Source organism: Rahnella sp. GSA61A, from assembly GCF_019969905.1.
In the GTDB taxonomy this organism is placed as follows: domain Bacteria; phylum Pseudomonadota; class Gammaproteobacteria; order Enterobacterales; family Enterobacteriaceae; genus Rahnella; species Rahnella aceris.
Genome location: NZ_JAHXYO010000003.1, coordinates 50,192 through 70,659, shown reverse-complemented (window position 1 = coordinate 70,659; position 20,468 = coordinate 50,192). Strand labels below are relative to the sequence as shown.

The 20,468-nt window shown below is 53.5% G+C and carries 19 protein-coding genes and 2 pseudogenes; 9 read left to right on the top strand and 12 right to left on the bottom strand.

Annotated features, from left to right (window positions below; all coding sequences use genetic code 11):
- Window positions 1–164: 164 nt before the first annotated feature.
- From phoA to LC431_RS04630, 3 genes are all read right to left on the bottom strand, one after another.
- Window positions 165–1,595 carry an alkaline phosphatase gene (gene phoA, locus LC431_RS04640; RefSeq protein ID WP_223509329.1) on the bottom strand — a complete coding sequence of 477 codons (1,431 nt, stop codon included), beginning with the start codon at window positions 1,593–1,595 and terminating at the stop codon, window positions 165–167.
- Window positions 1,596–2,385: 790 nt separating this feature from the next.
- The gene (locus LC431_RS04635; protein WP_015689872.1) at window positions 2,386–3,306 is read right to left on the bottom strand and encodes a L,D-transpeptidase family protein; all 921 of its coding nucleotides are present in this window, start codon (window positions 3,304–3,306) and stop codon (window positions 2,386–2,388) included.
- A gap of 261 nt (window positions 3,307–3,567) precedes the next feature.
- A complete protein-coding gene (locus tag LC431_RS04630) occupies window positions 3,568–5,121 on the bottom strand; it encodes a DHA2 family efflux MFS transporter permease subunit (RefSeq protein ID WP_013575279.1) in 1,554 nt (517 codons plus the stop codon).
- Window positions 5,122–5,202: 81 nt separating this feature from the next.
- On the opposite strand from LC431_RS04630, the gene LC431_RS04625 reads away from it, so the two are divergent.
- Window positions 5,203–6,327, top strand: coding sequence for an HlyD family secretion protein (locus LC431_RS04625; protein WP_112151887.1), 1,125 nt, complete (start codon window positions 5,203–5,205; stop codon window positions 6,325–6,327).
- A 37-nt stretch (window positions 6,328–6,364) separates the two neighbouring features.
- A complete protein-coding gene (locus LC431_RS04620) occupies window positions 6,365–6,955 on the top strand; it encodes a TetR/AcrR family transcriptional regulator (RefSeq protein ID WP_223509327.1) in 591 nt (196 codons plus the stop codon).
- 59 nt (window positions 6,956–7,014) lie between these two features.
- Here LC431_RS04620 and LC431_RS04615 read toward each other — a convergent pair whose 3' ends face one another.
- Complete coding sequence (locus LC431_RS04615) at window positions 7,015–9,126, bottom strand: TonB-dependent siderophore receptor (RefSeq protein ID WP_217244013.1); 2,112 nt, start codon at window positions 9,124–9,126, stop codon at window positions 7,015–7,017.
- A gap of 351 nt (window positions 9,127–9,477) precedes the next feature.
- Between LC431_RS04615 and LC431_RS04610 the strand changes: the two genes are divergently transcribed.
- Complete coding sequence (locus tag LC431_RS04610; RefSeq protein WP_112151889.1) at window positions 9,478–10,161, top strand: O-methyltransferase; 684 nt, start codon at window positions 9,478–9,480, stop codon at window positions 10,159–10,161.
- 6 nt (window positions 10,162–10,167) lie between these two features.
- Here LC431_RS04610 and LC431_RS04605 read toward each other — a convergent pair whose 3' ends face one another.
- The 3 genes from LC431_RS04605 to LC431_RS04595 all read right to left on the bottom strand — a co-directional run bounded on the left by LC431_RS04605 (window position 10,168) and on the right by LC431_RS04595 (window position 13,299).
- Window positions 10,168–12,129 (bottom strand): glycoside hydrolase family 3 protein, encoded by a 1,962-nt coding sequence (locus LC431_RS04605; RefSeq protein WP_166860213.1) that lies wholly within the window; start codon window positions 12,127–12,129, stop codon window positions 10,168–10,170.
- Between the two features lie 94 nt (window positions 12,130–12,223).
- Window positions 12,224–12,742: a chromate transporter gene (locus tag LC431_RS04600; RefSeq protein ID WP_013575285.1), complete on the bottom strand. Its 519-nt coding sequence runs from the start codon at window positions 12,740–12,742 to the stop codon at window positions 12,224–12,226.
- A complete protein-coding gene (locus tag LC431_RS04595) occupies window positions 12,742–13,299 on the bottom strand; it encodes a chromate transporter (RefSeq protein ID WP_173362069.1) in 558 nt (185 codons plus the stop codon). The genes LC431_RS04600 and LC431_RS04595 overlap by 1 nt, the downstream gene beginning before the upstream one ends.
- A gap of 150 nt (window positions 13,300–13,449) precedes the next feature.
- On the opposite strand from LC431_RS04595, the gene LC431_RS04590 reads away from it, so the two are divergent.
- Window positions 13,450–14,367 (top strand): LysR family transcriptional regulator, encoded by a 918-nt coding sequence (locus tag LC431_RS04590; protein WP_194286517.1) that lies wholly within the window; start codon window positions 13,450–13,452, stop codon window positions 14,365–14,367.
- Here the strand turns inward: LC431_RS04590 and LC431_RS04585 are convergent.
- The gene (locus LC431_RS04585; RefSeq protein WP_013575288.1) at window positions 14,364–14,717 is read right to left on the bottom strand and encodes a helix-turn-helix transcriptional regulator; all 354 of its coding nucleotides are present in this window, start codon (window positions 14,715–14,717) and stop codon (window positions 14,364–14,366) included. The genes LC431_RS04590 and LC431_RS04585 overlap by 4 nt on opposite strands.
- 237 nt (window positions 14,718–14,954) lie before the next feature.
- Between LC431_RS04585 and fusA the strand changes: the two genes are divergently transcribed.
- Together fusA and LC431_RS04575 are read left to right on the top strand one after the other, a co-directional pair.
- Window positions 14,955–17,060 carry an elongation factor G gene (gene fusA, locus LC431_RS04580; RefSeq protein ID WP_013575289.1) on the top strand — a complete coding sequence of 702 codons (2,106 nt, stop codon included), beginning with the start codon at window positions 14,955–14,957 and terminating at the stop codon, window positions 17,058–17,060.
- A gap of 98 nt (window positions 17,061–17,158) precedes the next feature.
- Complete coding sequence (locus LC431_RS04575) at window positions 17,159–17,347, top strand: plasmid maintenance protein CcdB (protein ID WP_013575291.1); 189 nt, start codon at window positions 17,159–17,161, stop codon at window positions 17,345–17,347.
- A 55-nt stretch (window positions 17,348–17,402) separates the two neighbouring features.
- Here LC431_RS04575 and wrbA read toward each other — a convergent pair whose 3' ends face one another.
- From wrbA to LC431_RS04560, 3 genes and pseudogenes are all read right to left on the bottom strand, one after another.
- Window positions 17,403–18,002: an NAD(P)H:quinone oxidoreductase gene (wrbA, locus tag LC431_RS04570; RefSeq protein WP_015689874.1), complete on the bottom strand. Its 600-nt coding sequence runs from the start codon at window positions 18,000–18,002 to the stop codon at window positions 17,403–17,405.
- Between the two features lie 216 nt (window positions 18,003–18,218).
- Window positions 18,219–18,647, bottom strand: a pseudogene (locus LC431_RS04565) (integrase); the annotation flags it as partial.
- Window positions 18,648–18,666: 19 nt separating this feature from the next.
- Window positions 18,667–18,726, bottom strand: a pseudogene (locus tag LC431_RS04560) (hypothetical protein); the annotation flags it as partial.
- A gap of 23 nt (window positions 18,727–18,749) precedes the next feature.
- Here LC431_RS04560 and LC431_RS26280 point away from each other — a divergent pair.
- From LC431_RS26280 to LC431_RS04550, 3 genes are all read left to right on the top strand, one after another.
- Window positions 18,750–18,875: a hypothetical protein gene (locus LC431_RS26280; protein ID WP_255425860.1), complete on the top strand. Its 126-nt coding sequence runs from the start codon at window positions 18,750–18,752 to the stop codon at window positions 18,873–18,875.
- Between the two features lie 185 nt (window positions 18,876–19,060).
- Entirely contained in the window at window positions 19,061–19,510 is a 450-nt protein-coding gene (locus tag LC431_RS04555) for an STM2901 family protein (protein ID WP_013575294.1), read from the top strand.
- A complete protein-coding gene (locus tag LC431_RS04550) occupies window positions 19,510–19,824 on the top strand; it encodes a DUF1493 family protein (protein ID WP_013575295.1) in 315 nt (104 codons plus the stop codon). The genes LC431_RS04555 and LC431_RS04550 overlap by 1 nt, the downstream gene beginning before the upstream one ends.
- A gap of 25 nt (window positions 19,825–19,849) precedes the next feature.
- Here LC431_RS04550 and LC431_RS04545 read toward each other — a convergent pair whose 3' ends face one another.
- Entirely contained in the window at window positions 19,850–20,332 is a 483-nt protein-coding gene (locus LC431_RS04545; protein ID WP_013575296.1) for an Hcp family type VI secretion system effector, read from the bottom strand.
- Window positions 20,333–20,468 lie beyond the last annotated feature (136 nt).

The following is a 20,468-nucleotide window of genomic DNA, read 5'->3' as shown; positions in this document are numbered from 1 at the left end:
AGGTTGTGGGTTTGCTCCCTCCTCTGCGAAGGGGAGGGTTGGGGTGGGGTATTAAATAAAAATCAAAGAGTTAAATTTTTTAGTGTCAGTATTTACCCTTAAAACCCCCTCCCGTCCTCCCTCTTCGCAGGGGGAGGAGCAAAGCAAAACCCTCATTTTCAAAACTATTGCGCTTTAATCGCCATGGCATCCCGCATGGTATAGAACAAATCCGTCTGATCCGTCAGACCCACCACATTCGCCGCATGCGGGCCAAACGCGGCAATACGCAGCTGCGTCCCGGTGTGTCCCTGTGAATCATCTTCTGAGTTGCCGTAGCTGATGGTCATCGGTGCACCGTCCCTGGTGGTCAGCGTCTGGGTCAGACCGGGGGCTTTGGCATCGGATTCGATAATCTGGCTGGAATGGGCGTGGTCGGCGGTGACGATAACCAGCGTGTTGCCGTCCTGACGGGCGAACTCCAGCGCTTTTTGCACGGCCTCATCCAGATCCACCGTTTCACCGAATTGTCCGCACGGATTAGCGGCGTGATCCTGTTTATCAATCGATGCGCCTTCAACCTGCAGGAAGAAACCGTTCTGATTAGCTTTCAGCAAGTCGATGGCTTTTTCAGTCATGGCGGCAAGCGTCGGGATGTCAGCGGTGCGCTGCGGATTGGCTTCACAGGTGACAGCCGGTTTATCAATGTTGCCGTGATAAGTGGCTTTCGGACCCTGCCAGCGCACCGGCATGTTGCCTTCGGAGAACAGGCCAAGAACCGGTTTCTTCTGGTCTGCCTGCGTGATGGCACTGAGCTGTTCTGCGTTTTCCACCCAAACATAACCCTGTGTCAGCGCCTGTTCTTTGAGGGATTTATCCTTAAATTCACCGGCTTTCGCCAGCTGGCTGAACGATTTTCTGCCGCCGCCCAGCGTGACATCAGCGCGAGCCTGCAACAACTGTTCCGTGATCGAACCGCGTCCGCCATTTTCCAGCGCGTTGCTGGCGCATTTCTCTGCGGTTTCTTGCGGGCCGTAGCACTTGCGTGAGGTCACATGCGCAATCTGTGCGGCCGGCGTTGCATCCTGCAATTCTGCGGTGGAGACGTTGCCGGTGGCCTTGCCTGCGGCTTTGGCGATCTCAAGAATGGTCTGGTGATCTTTGCCGTTTACATCCACACCAATCGCGCCGTTATAGCTTTTAACACCGGTCGCCCAGGCGGTGGCTGATGCGGCGGAATCGGTCACGTAACTTGGTTTTTGCGTTTTCTTATCCACAGAATAATGCGTGTACTGGCCGGTCAGCGGCAGGGCATCAATGCCTTTGAAATAGCCGCCTGCGCCTTCTGCATAGTTACGTGCAGACGTGATTTCAGAATCACCCATGCCGTCGCCAATCAGCAAAATCACGTTTTTCACCGTTTTGTCTGACAACGAGGCTTTCAGCGCTGCTGTCTGATCACCGCTCAGACGGCGGGCACCACCCGGTTCCGTCAGCACGCCTTTTGCCGCCCGGTCGGTCAGCGTGTCGGTGTCAGCGGCGAGGGTGGAGGCAGAAGCGGAAAGCAGCAGGGCGGCAGTGACTGCGCGGGCGACCAGAGATACGGATTGTTGCATTATCAAAACTCCTTTTTATAAACCATCGGAAATAAAAATATACATATCGATATTTTTTGTTACCGGAAGGTTAAGGGAGAGTTGTGACGTTTTAATGACAGGCGCCGGACTGGCCGTGAGACTGGGTTTTAACTTTAACTTTAACTTCAACTTCAACTTCAAGGTCAAGACCTTGGGTTGCCACCCAAACTGGCCTTAAGAGGCGCCTATCGCCGCGCCTCTTAAGAATCTCCGGCTCTTTTACTGCGCGCTCCGCTCGCTGGCTATGTTTCAGGTAGCACGGCGACAGGCTGGAAATCTTGCCGCTTTGCGGTTCCTTCACTCGGTCCTGGAGCCTCTGGTCTCCAGGCCGCTCCGTTCAGCAAGCTTTCTGAATCGCCCGCGACTTTTTAAAGAATGAAGTAAGTGAGGTTGTGAAGTAAAAGCCTGAGGCCGGTTCCAAAATATCGCCTGAGGAGAGGTGGAAAACCGCGCGTCTTTTTGCGCGGGTTGTAACCCGAACGAAGGGAACCGTGCAGCGGCGGGATTTTGCGGCTATCACTGCGGCTGATGAAACATAGCCAGCGAGCGGAAGCGCTTGTTGAAAAAGCGAAGGGAGATCCAAGAGGGAAAAAGCACGTTTCCCTCTTGGGCGGTTTCGGCGCTGCCCGATAAGTGATCACCACAATTGAGAAACCGAAACTTTCTCGGTCAGCTTTTCAGTGCAACTGAGAAGCCGCCTTTGCATCGGCACTATGCAAAAAAAAGCCCCGATGAACGGGGCTTTTTCACAACAACGTCAAAGACGTAATTAGTTGATCTGTACCGGCATACCGGAACGCATCTCGATAGCGCGCTGAACAACAGTCTGGTTGACCGCCGGATCCATCGATACGCTGCTTGCGCTGCCTGCCAGAGTGATTGGCAGTGGCTGCTGAGAATCAAACTCTTCCTGGTTAGAGGACAGCGGGTTGTGGATCTCAATATAACGTTTGCCGTCTGGTTCCACGGTGGCTTTCACCGGCTCGTTGATGAACTGAACGCGGGTGCCTTGCGGGACGTTGTCGAACAACCATTTGATGTCAGCATCACGCAGACGCACACAACCGTGGCTCACACGCAAACCGATACCGAAATTGGCGTTGGTGCCGTGGACTGCATACAGACGCCCGACATACAGCGCGTACAGCCCCATCGGGTTGTCCGGACCCGCAGGGAAGACGGCTGGCAGGAATTCGCCACGAGAAGCATATTCTTCATGCATTTTCGCCGTCGGGGTCCAGGTCGGACCGGCTTTTTTACGCTGAACGGTAGTGACCCAGTTCATCGGGGTGTCTTTGCCCAGCTCACCGATACCGATCGGCAGCACGACCACAGTATTGGTGCCTTTCGGGTAGTAATACAGACGCATTTCAGCGCTGTTGATCACGATGCCTTCGTGCGGGGTTTCCGGCAGGATCAACTGCTGAGGAATGGTCAGCACGGTGCCCGGGGTTGGCAGGTACGGGTCAACGCCAGGGTTAGCTTCGAGCATGTTGCTCAAACCCATCTGGTATTGCGCTGCAAAATGTTCCAGTGGCAGGCTGCTGCCCTGCGGAACAGTAACTGTGATGTTTTCACCGACCAGACGACCATTATTGGCCGGAAGAGGGTAGACCACAGCAAAAGACGCCTGGCTATATGCAGCAACTGCCAAAACCAGGGTAAGGATTGCGCGAATGCTCATTTTCATATTTTCGTTGGTCGTTAATGCCACACTGGCAGTTGTCAGGATGTTGATTCCCCCCGATCCGATAGAAACCGGCCGGAGGAATAGTGTACTTGCACATAGCACTTGAAAGGGATCCGGTATGTGTAACGAATCGCATTTCAGGGCCGCTAATTATAAGGATTTATTTCAAACAGGCCAAAGCTTTCTCACCTTGTTAGAAAAGTTCCCTGCCACAACCGCATTTTTTGCGGCAGCCTGCACATTTCCTTCACATTCCTGACCTTATTTACGGCAAAACGGCACCATAACCAGTGCGGCAATAAACATCCAGGCCATGACCTGAAAGATGTCGTTGAACGCCAGCGTCAGCGATTGCGCCGCGACTTTCGCCCCAAACACGCCTTTCGCCATCAGCAATGCCTGAGCGGTATCAGGTGTCAGATGGCCGATTTTTTGTGCCAGCGATCCCATCACTTCCTGCGCATGATCCCCGTATTGCCCCAGCGATTCGCCGAAACGTGCCGCATGAACGCGGGTCCAGTCCTGCAACCAGGTATTCACCGTGGCAATGCCAATCGCGCCGCCGAGATTACGCATCAGGTTAAACAGCCCGGAGGCGTAGCGCAGTTCCGGCCCCTGAAACGCGGTCAGCGCCATGTTCACACTCGGCACGATGCACAACATAATGAACAGGCCGCGCACCACCTGCGGCCAGAAAAACTGTTCTGCTCCCCAGTAAGGGGTCACGGCGGTCGTCAGCCATAAACTCAGTGCGAAACCGGATAAACCCACGGTGATCAGTATCCGCCGGTCAACGCGGCTGATTAATCTGGCGGCAATAATCGTGCTGAAGAATTGCCCGACACCCACCACAAACACCGTTGTACCGATTTGCAGGCTGTTGAAATCGCGGATGCGGCCGAGGAAAACCGGCGTCAGATATGTAGAGGCATAAAGACCAAATCCAACCACCAGATTGAACAGGCAGGCGAAGGTGAATGTCGGGTCACGGAAGGGCGTCAGGCGTACGATCGGGTTTTTCGAATAAAAGGATCGTTCGAGAAACAGCACAAAGGCCACCAGTGAGAACCACGCCGAAATCTGGATTTGCGGATCGCTGAACCAGTTCTTGCGCGGGCCTTCTTCCAGCACATATTCCAGACAACCGAGCGCTATCGCCATCGACAATAAATGTATCCAGTCGATACGTTTAAGCATCGGATAATCCGCTTTATCCACATGAATAAACAGCACGGCACCGGTGGCAACCAGAGCGCCGGGCAGAATGTTGATGAAGAAAATCCAGCGCCAGTCGAGTAACTGCGTGACTATGCCACCCACAGTCGGCCCAAGTGTGGGGGCCAGCACGCTGACCATGCCGAGGATCGCCGGGATCAGCGCCTGCTGTTTGCCCTGAAACATGGCGAAGCCGGTCGCGAATACTGTCGGTACCATCGCGCCGCCGGTAAAACCCTGCAACGCGCGAAAGAAGATCATCGACTCGATATTCCACGACAATCCGCACCCGATGCTGCTGAGGGTGAACAGCGCCGCCGATGCGCTGAACAGCCAGCGGGTGGAAAGTGCCTGCGTCAGAAAAGCCGAGAACGGGATCATCACCAGTTCGGCGATCAGATACGAGGTTTGCACCCAGCTGATTTCATCCGGTCCGGCGGAAAGCCCGGCCTGCACATCGTTTAACGAGGCGGCGACAATCTGAATATCGATCAGCGCCAGAAACATACCGAACGCCATAATGCTGAAAATCAAAAACTTACGTGATGTCGGATAATCCGCAGGCGAAAGCGTCGCGGCTGGAGTCAGGGTGACAGACATGGCTATGAGATCCCGGGGACTTGTTTATATGATGGTCATCATATTAATATGATGACCATCATACAATGAGTGAAATTAAAAATGAGCGAAGTAACAGCAGATGAAGGGAGCCCGTCCCCGGCAGTAAAAGCCACTAAACGGTCAAAGCGGATCTTTGTGGTCAGCGGTATTGCGCTGATGGTAGCCCTGAGTGGCGCGGCATGGTTACTGGCTGCGCCCGCGTCGGAATCCACGGATGATGCCTATCTGACGGCAGACACCACCAGCGTTGCGCCAAAAGTAAAAGGCTTCGTTTCGACGGTGCTGGTGCGTCATAACCAGCGGGTACATGCCGGCGATAAACTGGTGCTGATCGACAGCGAAGAGTTTACGGCTCGTCTGGCGTCTGCGCAGGGAGAACTTGAAGATGCCCGCGCGCAGGTGGCGCAACAGGAAGCGGCGTTGCTGAGCCAGCAGGCGCAGGAACAACTGGCACTCACCCAAATCGAAGCCGCGCGCACGGCGATCCGTTCGTCGCGTGCGGAACAGCAACATGCTGAAGCCGAGCAGCAGCGTTATCAGTCGCTGGCGGTCAGCGGTGCCACATCACGCAATGATGCCGACCGGTATAAAACGGTGGCGGTGACGGCAGAACAAACCTCGGCGCACGCCGCGGCAATGCTGGATGTTGCCCAAAATCAGGCGGCGGTGACACACGCCCGGCGGGCAGAAATTCAGGCGGCGCTGGCACTGGCGAAGGCCGCTGTGGTGAAAGCGCAGGCGGCACAAGCGCTGGCGCAGCAGGATCTCAATCACACCACTATTGTTGCTGCCATCGATGGCATAGCGGGAAACCGGCAGGTACAGGTTGGCGATTACGTTACACCCGGTCAGCGGCTGATGACGCTGGTACCGGAACAGGGCATTTATGTGACGGCCAACTTCAAAGAAACACAGACCGGCAGAATGCAGCCGGGACAACGTGCGGACGTGCATGTGGATGCGCTGCCGGGCGTGACGTTTCGCGGTGAAGTCGACAGCCTTGCGCCGGGATCAGGTTCGACGTTTGCATTGCTGCCATTTGAGCCGGGCACGGGTAATTTCACCAAAATTGTTCAGCGGGTGCCGGTGCGGATCCGGCTTGACGCTGGTCAGCCAGATTTAGCGGCGCTGCGCCCCGGATTATCCGTGGATGCGCGCGTTTCGTTAACCGATGCGGTCAGGTAAGCTATGACAGCAATTTTCTGATTATCAGGGTGTTATTATGCGCTATGAGAGTGAACATAAACCTAAAATCCGCGAGCGGATCCTGAAGGAGGCGGCGAAAGACATCCGTACCAAAGGGCCGTTGCAGGTCAGCGTGGCAGGTGTAATGAGCAAAGCTGGCCTGACGCACGGTGGGTTTTATGCGCACTTTGCCTCAAAAGAGGCACTGATTGAGGCCGCCATCGGGCAGATGTTTAATCAGGTTATGGTCCGCTGGGATAAAGAAAATCAGGGGCTGACGGCGCAGCAGCAACTGGCAGGGTATATCGATTTCTACCTGTCGCCCGGGCACCGCGATAACCGGGCGCAGGGCTGTCCGGTGTCGGCGCTGGCCTCTGAAACGCCACGCTTGTCAGCGCCCTGTCAGGCAGAGTTCGCGCGCGGCATCGAACGTATCCGTGGGATGATTATCCGCCAGCTGACAGAGATGGGCGTGGACAACCCGCAAACGCAGGCGATATCGGTGAGTGCGGAACTGATGGGCAGTTTGTCGCTGGCACGTTGTGAGCCTGATCGTGAAGTTTCAGATGCGTTGCTGGAAAGTGCGAAGAAAGCGCTGAAGGCGCGGCTGGATCTTGCAGAAGAATAAACCGTATCCGGGCGATTCACAGACCTCCCCCTTTTCAGGGGGAGGCGCTGAAAAATCTATCAGAAATCATACCCTACCGTAGCAACCACGGTACGTTCCTGACCCCAGTAGCAGTAGCTGGTGCCGTAACAGGCTGCGACATATTTCTTGTCGAACAGGTTGTTAGCATTCAGCTGCACATACGCGCCTTTCAGTTGCGGATTGAACTGCACCAGATTCATACGCAGTGACGCATCAACCAGCGTGGCAGAAGGCATGTGGCGGGTGTTTTCGTTATCCGCCCATTGTGTGCCGATGTAACGCACACCTGCACCCATATCCACACCAATCGGCGTGTTGTACTGACCCCAGATGGAAGCCATTTGTTTTGGCGTCACATACGGCGTGTTGCCGTTGTTCTCAGCCGCATCACGGATACGCACTTTGTTGTAGGTGTAACCGGCCATCACGTTAAAGCGTTCGGTAACCTGTTTCTTAGCTTCCAGCTCAAGACCCTGTGAGCGGATTTTCCCTGCCGGCTCGTAATAGCTGCCAACCACCACGCGGTTACCCACGTCTTTTTGCGTCAGATCATACAGCGCCGCGGTGTACATATCGGAAGTGCCGACCGGCTGGTATTTGATCCCGGCTTCGTATTGCTCACTCTGCATCGGTTTCAGCAGCGTGCCGTCAGCGCCTGGCAGGGCAGATGGCGTCATCGCCTGGCTGTAGCTGACGTACGGAGAAATGCCGCTGTCAAAGGCGTACAGCAGGGAAGCGCGGCTGTTGAAGTGGCTGTCTTTACGTTCGCTGTTGCTCTGCGTGCCGTAAATGCTTTCGTAACTGCGGCTGGAGGTTTTCAGTGTGTCGTAACGGCCTGACAGGGTCAGATACCATTTGTTCCAGTTCATCTCATCTTGCAGATAGGTACCCATCTGCTCATAACGGTTTTTACCGCGTTTATGACTGTAATAATCCAGTGCATCACCGCCAACGCCAGTGTACGGGTTGAGGTTTTCAGCGTAAGCAGCGTCAGATTTCACATCATTGATAAAGTGGGAGTAATCGAAACCGATCACCACTTTATGTGCCAGTTCGCCGGTCGCGAAATCCGCTTCGAGCTGGTTATCAATCGCAAAAGTATCCAGCGAGGACTTCTCACCGGAATAATAACGACTCATCTCGGTACGGTCCGCATTCCAGCCCGCCTGATACACCTGATCCAGTTCGGTGTTGGAATGGGTGTAGTTGGCATTCTGGCGGAATGACCAGACGTCGTTAAACGCGTGCTGGAATTCGTAGCTGTAGATTTGCTCCCAGCGTTTGAACTGATTGCGGGTGCTTTCGCCATCGAAGAAACCCCGGCTCAGTTTCTGTCCGTAGAGGCTGCCGTCAGCCGGAACCGCGGCGTGGTAGCCACCGGACGGATCTTTTTGCAGATACGCGCGCAGTAAAAGCGAGGTATTTTCATCCGGCGTCCACAGCAACTGTGGCGAAATCGCGTAACGCTCTTCACGCTGGTGATCGTACTGCGTATCGCTGCTGCGGGTCATCCCGGTCAGACGGAATGCCAGCTGATCGTTGATGGCATTGGTGTAATCGAATGCGCCGCCTTTGGTATTTTGCGTGCCACCGGAAAGCTGGAAGTGACCTTCTTCAGCAAACTGCGGGCGCTTGGTGGATTCCACCACCACACCGCCGGGAATGCTCTGGCCGTAAAGCGCAGAAGACGGTCCTTTCACCACATCAATACGTTCCAGGAACCACGGATCAACCTGAATGGAGTTATAGGTCGAGCCATCGCTCAGGATCCGCAGGCCATCGAGGAAGGTGTTGTTGACGTCACCGCCGTGGAAACCGCGCAGGGAAATGGTGTCATAACGCGTTGCGCCGCCGGCAAAGTTGGTGAATACGCCTGGCGTGTAGTTCAGTGCAGCGTTAACCGTGGTGGCGTTCTGGTCAGTCATTTGCTGACGGGTCACAACAGAAACGGCCTGACCGGTGGTGATCAGCGGCTGATCCGTTTTGGTCGCACTTTTACTGGTTTTCGCGCTGTAACCCTGCGTCGGAGCATCGGCGGTATCCGCAGGCGCGGCTTTGACAATGACGGTGTCTTCAGCAGCCATTGAGGCAACCGGCATTGCCAGCGCGCACATAAGCACCGAGCGTTTGAGGGGGAAAGCCAACAACATATTCATAATCCCTATAAATAACTCAATAATGATTGAGTGATTAATTGATGCGTGTGTAATAAACCCAAAAGCCAACATGTGTTCCGCACAAAAGCATGACGTGCGAAGGGCAGTCACTTAACCGAAACGTGACGGATGTTAAACTTAATGATAATTGTTATCATTATTATTTTACAAATTCAAGGGAACTTTACGCCAAAAATGTGAAGTGACGCATTTTTAACCTGATGAAAACGAGGGTTTTTTAATTGCGGCAATAAAAATCTGAGCAAAATGGCCGGAAGTGATTAGGGTTAATAGTGAGTTTTTTAATCATGTTCTCTATGTAAAATTCACGGCCGGGAGGCGAAAATGGGTCAGGGGAGTCCGGAGGAATACAGCAGGAAATGGGCAGCGGTTGACAACTATCTGGTGAGTCATTTAGTGGACAGCGATCCGGTTCTGGATCAGGTACTGAAAAACAATCATCAGGCCGGTTTACCCGCACACGATGTAGCACCCAATCAGGGAAAATTACTGGCGCTGTTCGCCCAAATCATCAGCGCACAGAAAGTCTTAGAAATCGGCACGCTCGGCGCTTACAGCACTATCTGGCTGGCGCGGGCGTTACCGGCGCTCGGAAAAGTCGTGACGCTGGAAGCCGATCCGCATCATGCGCGCATCGCACAAACCAACATTGAGCTGGCCGGTTTGCAGGATAAAATTACCTTACACACTGGGCCTGCGTCAGAAACCTTGCCCACGCTCGCGGCGGAAGCGCCGTTTGACCTGATTTTTATTGATGCCGATAAACCCAGCAATCCGCTTTATCTGGAATGGGCGCTGAAATTGTCGAAACCGGGGACATTAATTATTGGCGATAATGTGGTGCGGGACGGCGCGGTGGTGGATCCGCACAGCGACGACGCCCGGGTGCAGGGTGTGCGTCGCTTTATTGAGATGATTGAACAGGAACCGCGTTTATCAGCGACCGCGCTGCAAACCGTCGGCAGCAAAGGCTGGGACGGTTTTGTGCTGGCGCGGGTCACCGGTTAACAGGGCTTAACGCGCCAGACCAAAGCCAATATCAAACAGCGGATTTTCGCTGTCATGTGGCATATCGGATTGTTGTCTGAGCACGGCTTCTTCAGACGATGGCAGTTCAAACGGCAGCTTACCGGTATAGGCTTCGGTGCTGGTCAGGCGCGTAAACAAAACGGTATCGCTGACACCGAAATTGCCGATAATCACTTTCGCTTTGTCCTTCACGTTGGTCAGGATCGCCGGACGGTCGAGATAAACGGTGACGATTGTCGGCACTGCTTTGCTGGCTTTCACGATCGCCTGATAATCCGCGTTGTCACCGGTAAAGGCCAGTGAGCCTTCGTGATGGCGCTTGCCAAAGAACCAGGCTTTATGCGGTTGCTCGTACGGGGCATGGGCGCGGATCAGCGCAATATCGGCTTTCTCCGGCGCATCCACCACGGTAAAACCGGCTGCCGTCGCGGCCTGCGGTGCTATGCCGTACAGCCAGATCTTTTTGCCTTTTTTCAGCGGTAATACATCATCGGTATTTTGCAGCAATACCAGTGAATGTCCCTGCGCCGAATTGGCTTCTTTTTGCCAGTCTGCGCGCCCGACGGTTTGGGTGGCTTTCTGCACATCGACATACGGATTTTCAAACAGTCCGGTCTGGAATTTTTGCTCAAGAATACGCACAACAGATTCATTCAGGCGCTGTTCAGTCAGTTGCTTTTCATGCACTGCGCTGACCAGCAACTGTGAGTCGGTCACGCCGCCAAACTGATCGACACCCGCCAGCACCGCCTTCACGAAACGCTGTTGCGGCGTCAGATTTTCGACACCCCACGACATGCCACCGGGCACCGGTTCTTTACCTTCCGGCGAACCGTTCAGGCATTCGTTTTCGCAATTGCTGGTGATCAGCCAGTCGCTGAGAATGACGCCTTTGAAACCGTATTGTCCGCGCAGAATGTCGGTCAGCAACTGATGACTGAATCCGGCACCGACCTGTTCGAGCGGTTTGCCGTCCACGGAAACATTTTTCAGGATTGAATATGTCGGCATGACGCTGGCGACCTTGGCTTCAAACGCGCCGGTAAACGGATAGATGTGTTCTTTGAGATTATTGCCGGGGAAGACGGCGTTTTTGCCGTAGACGTTATGGCTGTCAAAACCGTTCTCAGCCGCGCCATAGCCGACCCAGTGTTTGACCACGGAAATCACGCTGCCCTGATTTAACCCGTCAGGACCGTTTTGCATCCCTTCGATATACCCGCGCACCATGTTATGCACCCGTGTCGGATCTTCGCCGAAGGTGCCACTGATACGCGCCCAGCGCGGCTCTGTTGCCAGATCGGCTTGCGGTGAAAGTGCCTCACGGATACCGACGGCCAGATATTCCTGACGGACGATATCGGCGTAACGGCGGGTGAGTTTCTCATTGCCAATCGCCGCCAGTCCTAAGGTTTCCGGCCACTGGGTGAATTTACCGGAAGAGGTACTCGCACCGACCAGATACTCGAATGAGTTACGCGGGTCGCTGCTGACGGTGACCGGAATACCCAGGCGCGTCTTTTCGGCAATCTGCTGCAGTTTATTGTTTTCTTCCGCCATCATGGCGGGGTCGTTCGCCGAAAGCCGGGTGATCAGGCTGTTGACCTTCGCGCCGGTAATCATCTTTTCCGCCGCTGCCATGTCATAATGCGTGCCTGCGCCGATCGGGCTGTTGGCCGTCGGTGCCGAGCCATGCATCATCACCCCGGCTTTTTCCTCCAGCGTCATGCGTTTCACCAGATCCGCTGCTCGTTCTTCCGGCGTCAGTCGCCAGTCTTCATAAGGTTCCAGTTTCCCGGAATGGTCGAGATCTTTGAACTGTAAGCCGTCGACAGTCAGCAGCGTCACTTCGCGCTGGCTAAGTTCCGGTTGATTATCGGCGGCAAAAACAGAAGGTGAGGAAAGCAGCAGGGCAGCGACAGCAAGGCTCAGAGGTTTGATTTTCATCATCGTCCTTAATGGTTGATAACTATAGAAGAACTCAATTCCCAATCAATAACCTATTTGCCTGCTGAATGTTGCGATCTGCTTCGCAATGATGTCAGCCGAATGCCAGTCCGAGCACCGCGCCAACGGCCAGTACCCATAACGGGTGGATACGCTTACTGAGCGCCAGCAGGGTACACAAGGCGATCACCCCCGCAAGCGTCAGCGTGGTGGCTGAGGCTTTGGCGATCAGTAATCCGCTCGACACCACCAGCCCGACCGTCACCGGCACCAGCCCGCGTTGCACTATCTGCCGCCACGGACGGTCTTTGTAACGTTTCCAGCCGCCCATCACGACAAGTGTAATGATTGACGACGGACCAAATTTTGCCAGAGAAGACACCAGCAATCCTGACCATCCGGCAACCTGCCAGCCAATCAGCGGCACGATCATCATATTCGGGCCGGGAGCGGCCTGTGCCAGGGCGAACAGCGCACTGAACTCCTGCGCACTCATCCAGTGATGCACCTGCACCACTGCACGTTGCATCTCAGGCAGAATGGTATTTCCGCCACCAAATGCCAGCACGGAAAGTTCGGTAAATAACAGGGCAAGAGAAAGTAAAACTGGCATCAGAATTTACTCCTCGCGCAGATGAAAATACTGACCGGGGCCAGCACCAGCATGACCGGCAGCATCGGGATCCGGAACACGGCAATTGCCATTACGCCGACGGCAACCAGCAAAAGTTGCAGCCATTTCCCCCGCAAAGGAGCAAGCATTTTGATGCCGGTCGAGAGCAGTAAACCGGCCGCCGCCGCCGCCATCCCGGCGAACAGATGTTCCACCAGCGGTTCATTCTGATAACGTGCATACACCAGGCCGAGCAGCACCACACAAATCGTCGGCGCGAGAATAAGTCCGAGTAGCGCCGATAATGCGCCGCGTAATCCGCGGAACTCCATCCCCAGCGCGACCGACAGGTTAATGATGTTGCCGCCGGGTAAAAACTGGCACAACCCGAGCAACTCGGTGAACTGAGCGGCGGTCAGCCAGTGGCGTTTATCCACCAGCATGTGTCGCGCCATCGGCAGCACGCCACCGAAACCGGTCAGGCCAAGGACGAAAAAGCCCATAAACAGTTGCCTGCAATCGGGTTGTGGCGCGGTATTTTCTTCTGTCTCAGGCATTAATTTTTCCTGCGTTTGCGCTGACATTTTCACACTCTCCCTCAAAAGTAATCCAAAGCCGCCAGAGGCGTAAATTCTGTTAAGGATCATGCGCGTGGATGTGCCATGATGTCTAATGCATTTATTAATGGCTAAAGATACCCTGAAGGTATGGTTATGATTGAACTGAAACGTCTGAATGCGTTTGTTACCGTGGTGGAAGCGGGCAGCATTACCCGCGCCGCAGAATTGCTGTTTATTCAACAGCCGCCGCTGACGCGCCTGTTACAGGGACTGGAGCAGGAATTTGGCATCCCTTTATTACAACGCTTGCCGCGCGGGGTGATCCCGACCGAAGCGGGTGAAGTGTTAGTGCAGGAAGCCCGTGCCGTGCTGGCACGTGCCGCTCAGCTCAGCGCTGCCATGCACCGTGCCGCGCAGGGCGAACAGGGTCGGATCCGCATCGGTTTCACCAGCTCGGCCGCGCTGCATACTTTTGTGCCCGCGCTGTTGCGCCGTTATCGGGAAATTTATCCGGCCGTCAGCACTCAGCTTGAGGAAAGTGGCAGTGGCGAATTGCTGGCCGCCGTGGTGGCGGGCGAGCTGGATGTCGCCTTTGTGCGCATGCGGGTCAAAGATATGCCGGAATTAGAGATGGAAAAGGTGCTGGAGGAACCGATGTGGGTGGCGGTTCCGGCCGGACACAAACTGGCGTCGCAACCAGCCAGTCAGCCACTCAGACTCGAAGATCTGAATAACGAGCCTTTTGTATTATACCGCCGTCGCGCCGGTCAGGGATTGTACGATGCCATACTGGCGGCGTATGTGCGTGCCGGTTTCAGTCCGCATATCGTGCAGGAAGCGCCACGTTTAACCTCTTGTCTGAGCCTGGTCGGCGCCGGACTGGGGATTTCTATTGTGCCGGAATCCATGACCCGGCTGGGCGGGGACGGGGTGATATTTTTGCCGCTGGACGCCGCGACACAACTCAGCGCACCGTTATATCTCGCGCGGCGCGAAGACAGCCATTCATCGGCTATAATCAATACGTTTTGCGATCTTGTAAAATCGCAACTGACGGCTCATTAAAGGTGCTGCTCGGAAATGTGTTTCTGGGTGGATTCCAGTGTAATGCCGTCGGATTCGATGGCGCTGAGCAGGGAATCGAGCAGGCCGGGGAAGCGGGCATCCAGATCTTCGCGGCGCAGCGAAAGCAAATTGGCACGACCGTCAGGGCGCTGCCAGATAACGCCGCTGTCACGCAATACGCGCCAGTGGTGCGTCAGCGTCGATTTTGACAGGCCCTGTAATAAGGTTCCGCAAGGATGCTCGCCACCTTTTGCCAGGGTGCGCACCACGGCCAGACGTAACGGATTACCCAGCGCAGTCAGAACATTTTCGAGGCGGATCTGCTCGCGCTCAGGATGGTTGGCTATCATATTGTTCCTTTACTTTAACGACGCTCATCGGCGGCCGCGCAATATAGCCTATCCCTCTGCTGCTGTACAACGCGACGGCCTCTGACCAATTTCATCGATAGAATAAATTTATTGTACGAATATACACGTACAATTGTAGTATACTCTCCGCATTAAGAAGTTTAGTACTCATTACTTTGTGACGGGACGTGAAAACCACTCTCCGCCAACTTAGCCATCAACCAGTAAGGACGTTATATGGCTCGCAAAACGCCAATCGAGCGCTACCGCAATATCGGTATCTCAGCACACATCGACGCAGGTAAAACCACCACCACCGAGCGTATTCTTTTCTATACCGGCATGAATCATAAGCTGGGAGAAGTGCATGACGGCGGTGCGACCACAGACTGGATGGCTCAGGAACAGGAACGCGGCATTACCATTACGTCAGCCGCCGTGACCTGTTTCTGGCGCGGGATGGATCACTCCTTCGATGAGCACCGCATTAACATTATTGACACCCCGGGGCACGTGGATTTCACCATTGAGGTGGAGCGTTCCATGCGCGTTCTCGACGGTGCGGTGATGGTGTACGACGCCGTGGGCGGCGTGCAGCCACAGTCTGAAACCGTCTGGCGTCAGGCCAATAAATACAAAGTGCCGCGTCTGGCGTTCGTCAACAAAATGGACCGTCAGGGCGCAGATTTCTTCCGTGTCCGCCAGATGATGGTGGACCGGCTGAAAGCCAATCCGGTGCCGATTGTCATTCCGATCGGTAAAGAAGAGCATTTCACCGGCGTGGTGGATTTGCGCAAAATGCGCGCCATTTTATGGGATGACGCGACACAAGGTATGACCTTTACCTATGAAGCGATCCCGGCAGAATTGCAGGCTCTGGCAGAAGAATGGCGCGAGAAAATGGTGTCGGCAGCCGCCGAAGCTAATGACGCGCTGATGGATAAATATCTCGAAGAAGGCACGCTGACTGAGGATGAAATTACCGAAGGTTTGCGTCTGCGCACTATCGCCGGTGAAATCCAGCCGATGCTGTGCGGCAGTGCGTTCAAGAATAAAGGCGTGCAGCGTATGCTCGATGCCGTGATCGAACTGATGCCTTCTCCGCTGGATATTCCACCGGTGGCGGGCACAGACGAAGACGGTAACGACGTTTTCCGTCACTCTGATGACAACGAGAAGTTTTCGGCGCTGGCATTCAAACTGATGACTGACCCGTATGTCGGCCAGCTGACGTTTGTCCGTGTTTATTCCGGCGTGCTAAAAAAAGGCGACAGCGTGTATAACCCGGTGCGCGGCAAGAAGGAACGTATTGGCCGTATCGTGCAGATGCATGCCAATGACCGTATCGAGATTGACGAAATTCGTGCTGGTGATATCGCCGCCTGTGTGGGGCTGAAAGATGTGACGACCGGTGAAACACTGTGTGATCCTTCGGACATCATTACGCTGGTGCGCATGGAGTTCCCGGATCCGGTGATTTCGCAGGCCATCGAGCCGAAGACTAAAGCCGATCAGGAGAAAATGGGCATCGCGCTGTCACGGCTGGCGTCAGAAGACCCGTCGTTCCGTATCCGCACCGATGAGGAATCCGGCCAGACGATCATTTCCGGTATGGGCGAATTGCATCTGGAAATCATCGTCGACCGTATGAAACGGGAGTTCGGCGTGGAAGCCAACATCGGTAAACCGCAGGTAACGTACCGTGAAACGGTGCGCAAAACGGTGACTGATGTCGAAGGGAAATTTGTGCGTCAGTCCGGTGGTAAAGGTCAGTACGGCCACGTGGTCTTCACGCTCGAACCATTGCCGGCAGGCACAGGTTTTGAGTTTGTGGATGCGACCAAAGGTGGCGTGGTGCCGCGCGACTATATCCCTGCGGTTGAAAAAGGGGTCACGGAAGCGCTGAACAACGGCATTCTGGCCGGTTATCCGGTGGTCGATGTGAAAGTGACGCTGACCTTTGGTTCCTATCACGAGGTCGATTCCTCGGAAATGGCGTTCAAAATGGCGGCGATCTTTGGTTTCAAAGAAGCGGCGAAACGTGCCGATCCGGTGATTCTGGAACCGATGATGAAAGTGGAAGTGGAAACGCCGGAAGAGTATGCCGGTGGCGTGATGGGCGATTTATCGTCGCGTCGCGGTACGGTGCAGGGCATGGAAGAAATCGCGGGCGGTGGCGGTAAAATTATCAAAGCCGAAGTGCCGCTGTCTGAAATGTTCGGTTATTCCACCGTTTTGCGGTCGATGTCGCAAGGTCGTGCAACCTACAGCATGGAGTTCAATCACTATGCCGAGGCACCGCGCAATGTGGCCGAAAACATTATTGCGTCGCGTGGTAAATAAGCAAAACCGGCGTAATCTCCGTCAGAGACAAAACGGTCCGCAAGGGCCGTTTTTTTTGGTCGTAGAAAAGACAGCTGAAATTACTAAAGGAACTTGTGATGACGTGCTTAGTAAAAGGAATTAAAGAAAACCCGGCGATTTTTGTAAAAGACGCTAACAGTTTAGAAACAAACCAAAGTCTCCAAACTGATTCCTGGGAACAATCAGAAAACGCAGAAGCTATTGATACATGTAATGAATTTACAAGTAGAGCAGGGCTGTTTTCAGAGGGGCGTGGCGTGCTTTAACAGGCCTGTAAGGAATTTAAGGCGCAGAATTCTGCGCCTTATTTTACGCGGTTATTTAGCTGACCAGTTTACTGACGATGGTCGCCACATGTTTGCCCTGATGTACGGCAATCCGTAGTTCTTCTGCGCTCGGCTGGCGCGAGCCGTCGCCACCGGCGATGGTGGTGGCACCATAAGGTGTACCGCCGCGAACCTGAGAAATATCGAACAGTTCAGGTGTGGTGTAACCGATTGGAACGATAATCATGCCGTGGTGGGCGAGGGTGGTCCAGGTTGACGTAATGGTCATTTCCTGACCGCCGCCGGTGCCGGTTGAGCTGAATACACTGGCGACTTTGCCTGCCAGTGCGCCTTTGGCCCACAGGCCGCCGGTCTGATCAAGGAAAGTGCGCATCTGGCCAGTCATGTTACCGAATCGGGTCGGTGTGCCGAAGATGATGGCATCGTAATCGCCGAGTTCTGCGGGGGAAGCGACTTCTGCCGTCTGACCGGTTTTACCACCGGCAGCCTTAAAGGCTTCTTCCGGCATGGTTTCAGGGACGCGTTTTATTGTGACTTCAACACCTGGAACGCTGCGTGCGCCTTCTGCAACACTCTGCGCCATCGTTTCAATATGACCATACATGGAATGATAGAGAACCAGTACTTTTGCCATCTTTAACTCCTGTTGAGGTGATGTTTTTACCGTATCCTGCCCGGTTTTAGAGCCGGTAATACGGGCGAAAAATTCGCTTAAAAATCCCACGTTTACTCCTGCGCCTGTAAGGCGTTAGTCATGAGCAAGAGAGTCCATCGTCCGCGCATAAGGCGTGAGTTACAAACGCAAATTTTTGAACAGACTCATCAATTAATTAGGGCAATTAAGCTTATTTTATACAGCCCCTTTTACTCCATGGGGCATGCATGGGACATAACTGCTTAGCTTCTGGTTTAGCATCGTCACCTGATCAGCGCTGCTTTCCGGCATCCAACTGCCATAAACGTTAAACACCATCTGGGCGCTCGAATGTCCCATCTGTGATGCGATGAATGACGGATTTGCACCCGCAGAAAGCGACCAGCACGCATAGGTGTAACGAGACTGATAGGCCTTGCGATATTTTAAACCTGCGCGTTTCAGTGCCGTTTCCCAGATTGCGCTGAGGGAACCCACTGCATAATGATAGCCGGAGTTTTCATTGTGGCGCATTACTCTTGGGCTGAAAACGAAAGTACAGGCATGGGATACTGAACGGCCATATTCCCGCAATTGAACATCTATTCGATGCTGCTTTGTCCCCCTGGTTAATCGTGCCTGACTTCAACCTGGTTAGCGCGATCAATAAATCTTCTGTTACCCAGTCATTAGGCTCTAACTGAATGATGTTGTGTGTGCTCATTTCAAACAGCTCCAATGATCTTTATGAAGATGACCGGCCAGCAGAATAGGGCTGAAGGTAAAAAAACGGAAGCGGGCGAAGAAATGCTTGCCGCTCCGAAATACATCAAAGAGCAATGGGTTCTATCCGGCATCCCTCGATCAGCCTGAAATAGAAACGCTTATTGTGGGGGGGGATCTTGAAGGAGAGGCGACGATAATTTTCGGCGTCGTTACGCATATCATCAATGATGCGACGACCGATGAGTTTGATGATATTCCGTGTATTTGATTTAATTGCCTGCTGAAGACGCAGGGTTTATTCTAAAACCCTTCAAATCAAAAGGATATTGAGAATGGATACAACTGAAACGCTAAACGGAACATACTTCTATCACGGTCATGCCAACGTAACGAAAGAAGAGCTGTTCTGGCTTATCTTCATCGAATCTTTCGCAGACCATAGTGGAATGGCTGTTGAAACTGCCGCAACCATTATTGCAGGTCAGCCAATTTTACCTAAGCGCAAGGTACTGGGGGCTAAAGGCAACAAAACCAGCATAGCGTCGAAGATGGCAAGACGCATTTTTAATAATGCAAGATTCCCTGACGGAATGCGTATTGAATCATTGGTACTGGGCGAGGTACGCCATACGAACAAAGTCGGTGCTGTCGTCGGCCGCGCAGTTCCTTATCTTGGTTACGCTCAGGCAGTAGTAATGGTTGCTCTTGTGGCAAGGGATACTCGTAAAAAATACAACCTCATTGCGTATCCTCAAGACCGTGTGGCGTGGACGTACTTCTGATGGCAATTGATGAAAGTGAGATTCTTCAATACATCACTGAAAATTACAGTGAACGGAAGAAACCGGTCAGCAAAGACTGGACTTTTAGAGAACATTTTTACTTTGTACCGGAAGAACTGGAAGAAATGCTTTTAGATTTATTCACTCGGTATAACATCAAACACGACAACTTCAACATTGATGATTATTTTCAACCCGAATTACCGTGGTGGTGGTTTAGGCTGCGGCGGGAGTACAAAGAAAAGTCGTACAAGACTCTTACTGTTGAAATGATTATTGAGTCTGCAAAGGCTGGTAAGTGGCTTTACGATTAAGGGGCATAGCGCCCCTTTTTTCACATTAAGCCGTCTGGCGGTCGTTCCAGGAGTCGGCAAAAATAATGTTGCCGTCGTTATGCTTCCACGTAATTTTCTCGTAGCGTAACTCTACTGTTTCAAGATGGTTGTCCTGAGTATTATCACCAGTTGCCATAGCTGGAGAGATGGACACTATCCGAACTTTTTCGAGCAACATGTTGAAATACTCAACTTCCTGGCCTGCGTCGTTAATCCGGTACCATTTAATCTCGGCAGATTCGAGACTCTGGCCTGTTGCCACCGCTTTATAAATATAAGGGCTTGAACAGTCGAAGTCCTTCACGATCAGTAAAGGGGAGTGCATGCGGGTCCCCGTTACTTTACCCGTCGCGTTATCCGTAGGGATCATCAGGTTGTGATGGAATCCCTTAACCTCGATGCTGTATTCCCGACCGTTAACATCCACACCGCCTTTGATCAGCGCGCCGCCGTCATCCTTCAACCATAAATATGCTGGTATAGCCATTATTCAAATATCCATATAAAAAGGGTGGGCAATGTTAAAACAACCTGAACGGTATTTGCACGGTTAATTTGACTTAAGTTCGCCCTGATGTGAGCGCAGTGATATGAAGAAAAAACTGGGAGCTGCTGCTGTGTAG